Origin of the sequence: Protofrankia sp. Cj3 (assembly GCF_917627355.1) — a bacterium.
Lineage (GTDB): Bacteria > Actinomycetota > Actinomycetes > Frankiales > Frankiaceae > Protofrankia.
Window position 1 is genome coordinate 7,890 of the sequence record NZ_CAKJTR010000020.1, and the last position, 4,160, is coordinate 12,049.

The window sequence follows — 4,160 nt, forward strand, 5'->3', positions numbered from 1 at the left end:
GTCAGGTGTTGGTGCGGAACTCGTTCCAGACCGACCGCCAGCGTCGGTCCACGTCGGGGTCGAGCTCGAGAATGCGCAGGCCGGTGGCGAAGTAGGCCGGTTCCACGGCCGCGCTCGCCAGGCTCGGTGGCAGGAACCCCTGACTGATGAGTCCGGCGGAGGTGATGCGGTTCTGCGGTGGCTGGTACCCGATCGTCGCGTAGTTTCTCACCGCGACGTCGAAGTCGAGCATGTGGTTGAGGAACATGTGCGCGGCCACCGGGTTCCTGCCGTTCCGCAGGACCACCATCAGATCGTTGTCCGCCTGGTGGCGGCCGTCGCTCGGTGACCAGTAGCGCAGGATGTTCGGGTTCGCGTTCCTGGCCAGGTAGTTGCGGGCGTTCACCACATCACCGGACCAGGCCTGGACGATGGGGAAGTGCCCCCCGGGCAGGTCTCGGTAGTTGGTGATCGTCGCCTTGGGCCGGGTCTCGCGGACCATGTCGGCCAGCTGCGCCCGGACAAGGTCGAGATCGCTCTGCCGGGTCGTGTTCAGGTCGAGGCCGTTCCGCAGCAGGACCATGCCCATCACGGCTCGATAGTCGTTGATCACGGAGATCTTGTCGCGGTACCGGGCGTCCCAGAAGACGTCGAACGGGTTGTCCCGCGCGCTGATGTCCTCGCTGACGAGGTCCGAACGCCAGGCGATGCCGGTGCTGTAGACGGTGTACGGCACGGTGTAGCGCCACTGGAGATCATAGAATGGGTTGGTGAAGTCCGGCCATACCTGGCTGATGTTCGGGATGTAGCTGTGGTTCAGCGGCCGCAGCCGGCCGTTGCCGACCAGTTGGGCGAGCTGGTCATAACTCGGCAGGTAGATGTCGTGGTCGACGGTGCCGGCCGAGATGGCCTCCAGCGCCTGGCTGTTGTCGCTGAACGTCGTCACCTCGACGGTCACACCCACGGAGTCGCGGAACGACGCGAGTGCCCGTGGGTCGATGTAGTCGGGCCAGTTGAAGATTTTGAGGGGGCGGTCGCGTTCCGGCGGCAGGTTGCTCGCGATGGGTTGGTTGTCGGCTCTGATGGGCCACAGCATGGGGTTGTTCGGGCCGGGTTTCGGGTGCTGCTGTTCGGAGAATGTTTCGGTGTGCGCACCCGAGCAGGCCGCAACCAGCGCCGACAGGCCGGGCAGGCTGGCCGCGCCGATCGATCCGCGCAGGAGCGACCGCCGGCTCGCTGATCGTCGGGGCTGCCGTCCCTGCATGGGCGCCACCTCAGAGTGGGAAGTCCGCGGGAGAGTATCGGGGCGTGCTGTCCCTTATGTTCCCAACAGCGGTCCACCTGCCCAATAGAGGGTCCCCGTCCCCACGCTGGCGGGACGCGAGTCCCCCCGGTCCGCAGCGGACCGGGGACCGGGGGTCGGGGGACCGGGGCGGGTGGACAGGGGGGCTGGTGCGGGTCAGGAGATGCCGTGCGGGTCGCGTCCAGGTAGGCCGGGGACACCACCGGCGGCGCGGCGCCGCCGGTGGGCGAGGGCGGCGAACACCTCCATCGCGACCCGATGCGCGTTGTTGACGGTGTTCTCCGCATGGTCGTAGGGGGGCGAGACCTCCACGATGTCCACCGCCGCCAGCGGGGTGTCCAGCGCGGCCTGGCGGACGGCGCGCAGCAGGTCCGCGGGTGTCATCCCGCCTGGTTCGGGCGTACCGGTACCCGGCGCGAAGCCGGGGTCGAGCACGTCGATGTCCACGGACAGATAGAGCGCGCGGCAGCCGTCCACAGCCTGGGCGATCGCGTCGGTGACAACCGCGCGCGATCCGCGCTCCCAGATCTCCTGCATCAGGTGCCAGCGCATGCCCTGTTCGCGCATCCAGGCGAACACGTCCGGTGGTGGCCAGTAGCCGCGCAGCCCGACCTGGACGAAGTTGCGCCCCTGGACGGCTCCGGACTCGATCAGCCTGCGCATGGGTGTCCCGTGCGAGGCGAGGTTGCCATCGATGATGTTCGCGGTGTCGGCATGCGCGTCGAAGTGCAGCACGCCGAGCTCGCCCCAGCCGACGGCCTCGGCCACCCCGGACGCCGCTGGCCAGGTGATCGAGTGGTCGCCGCCGATGACGACCGGGATGATGCCGAGCCCGGCCACGCCGCCGACCTTCGCGCGGATGTTGCGATGGGACGCCTCGGTCTGCCCGCTCGGGCAGCGGGCGTCCCCGGCGTCCACGACGTCGAGCCAGTCGAAGATCTCAATACCGAGATCGAGATGATATGTGCCGGATTCGTAGGCGAGCGCGCGCAGGGCCCGCGGGCCGAAGCGGGCGCCCGGCCGATGAGTGGTCGCGATGTCGAACGGCGCTCCGATCACGGCGACGTCCGGACGGCGGGCCGCGAGGTCTGCCGGCGCGGGCAACCACGGTCGGTGACAGAAGGTCGCCAGCCCCTCATAACCGGGGGCGTCGTTCGCTGGCGGCTCGCGTGCCGCGGTCATGTCGTCGGGAGCCGGCTCGCCGTAGGCCATCGTGCCAGCATGGCGGGTATGGCGGTGGTGTGCAGACCGCGGGCGCGGCCTGCCGCCGGTGGCCGGTGGCCGGTGGCCGGTGGCGGCCAGCGGGGTGGCGGTGAGGGCGTCGATCGGATCGTGCTGGAGCGGGCCGGGGCCGGATGAGAGCGCCCGGCAGTCACCGGAGGTGTTGGGCGTCGACCGGCGACAACGATGCGAGGTGCGTGCCCCAGCCCCGCGACATCGCGTCCCCTATCGCCGGTCACTCTTCGTCGTGGACCCGTACCGCTTCCTCCTCCGGTGCGCTCGGCCGCGGGGGGTCCTCGCGGCTGCGGCAGCGTCCACCGACCGGGCCATGTGCGATGAGTTCTCCAGTGGTTACGTTCCGTACGCCTTCGTCGTCGGCGAGCAGAGGGGGTGAACTGCCCGCTGGTCCGTCAAGGTCCAGCGTGAGCTTTTCCGGCGGATCGAACGGAGCGTACACGTCGGACTCCAAGACGTCGCCCGACTCCAACCGGGCCGCCTCGGCATACGGATCCGGATCGGGCTGCTCCTGCGCGAGCAGCGAGTCCAGCGACTCACCCGTACGCTGTTCGGCGGCGGTCGTGCCGAAGCGTTCACCCGGACTGAAGCGGTCCGGCGGATCCCAGCCGTCGTCAAGCGGGTCATGCCCCCGGTCGGTTGATCCGAGGCCGTCGCTGTCGAGGCTCTCGGACTGCTCAAGCGGGCCGCCATAGGCGTTGATGTAGCCGGCGTCGACGCTGTTGATGTCGTCGTCCGGCATCAGTTGCGCCATCGTCGCCTCCTGGCTGGATCATTGGCTTGTTGCCGTGGGGTGTCATCGGCGGCTATTCCCCGAATGGGCCGCGGATAACGCCAAGGCGCACGGATCATCAAACCACCACCGGGCACGCCTGCACCGCTCGCGCGGAGCGCCGGACTCACCACGGACGGACGACAGGCGCTGAAGTCGACCCACCCCGCTTGCAAGCGGATTTTGGATGGCGTATAGCGTCCGGGTTTGTGACTACTGTCGCGGACCGCATTCTTGAGCGGCTGGCAAAGGCTCCGGCCGGCCTGGACGACGGACAGCTGGCGGAAGCGCTGGAGCTTCGTCGGCAGACCGTGAACCAGGTCTGTCGGCGGCTGTCGGACAATGGGCGCATCCACCGCGGGCCGGGCCCGAGCGGACGCATTGTGAACAGGTTGTTGCCGCAGCACGATGCCTACCCGAAACCCACGCGGGCACAGCCGGCCGTACCGGCACAAACCCCCGCACCGCGGTCGGGAGATTCACTCGGAGATTCGCTGGGAGACGAGTCCGTAGCGGCTGAGTCCGTCCCCACTCAGCGAGTGACTCCAGAACCCGCCGCGGCGCCATTTGCCGCCGGTACCGTGGCGAAATCCGGCCGGCGGGCGGTTCCCGCTCCACGGGACGGCTCTGATGAAACGGTGGCGGCGCGGCCCGAGCCGAAGTCACCCGCGAAGCAGCCCCGGGCGCCCCGCGGGAAGTCCGCCAGCGCATCGGCGGCTGGCTCTTCTCGGCAACCACCAGCGCGGTCCTCGGCCCAGCCAGCGGTACCGGGCGCCGATCAAGCGGACGCGCCCGACGCGCCCGACGTGTCAGCCCTGCCAGCCGCTGCCGCCGCTGACTCGGTCAAGGCGTCGCCCGTGCCGGTCGCTG

At 69.4% G+C, this 4,160-nt stretch carries 3 protein-coding genes; all 3 read right to left on the reverse strand.

Annotated elements, in window-relative coordinates; translation table 11 throughout:
* Position 1: 1 nt before the first annotated feature.
* Positions 2–1,243 carry a spermidine/putrescine ABC transporter substrate-binding protein gene (locus tag MJ783_RS04535; RefSeq protein ID WP_239308657.1) on the reverse strand — a complete coding sequence of 414 codons (1,242 nt, stop codon included), beginning with the start codon at positions 1,241–1,243 and terminating at the stop codon, positions 2–4.
* 195 nt (positions 1,244–1,438) lie between these two features.
* A complete protein-coding gene (gene speB / locus MJ783_RS04540) occupies positions 1,439–2,494 on the reverse strand; it encodes an agmatinase (protein ID WP_239308658.1) in 1,056 nt (351 codons plus the stop codon).
* Between the two features lie 244 nt (positions 2,495–2,738).
* On the reverse strand, positions 2,739–3,272 hold the full coding sequence (locus tag MJ783_RS04545; protein ID WP_239308659.1) for a hypothetical protein: 534 nt from the start codon (positions 3,270–3,272) through the stop codon (positions 2,739–2,741).
* Positions 3,273–4,160 lie beyond the last annotated feature (888 nt).

Excerpts from the sequence above, each read along its gene's own strand:
- MJ783_RS04535 (WP_239308657.1), bottom strand. The coding sequence starts at position 1,243 with ATGCAGGGACGGCAGCCCCGACGATCAGCGAGCCGGCGGTCGCTCCTG.
- MJ783_RS04545 (WP_239308659.1), bottom strand. The coding sequence starts at position 3,272 with ATGGCGCAACTGATGCCGGACGACGACATCAACAGCGTCGACGCCGGC.
- speB (WP_239308658.1), bottom strand. The coding sequence starts at position 2,494 with ATGGCCTACGGCGAGCCGGCTCCCGACGACATGACCGCGGCACGCGAG.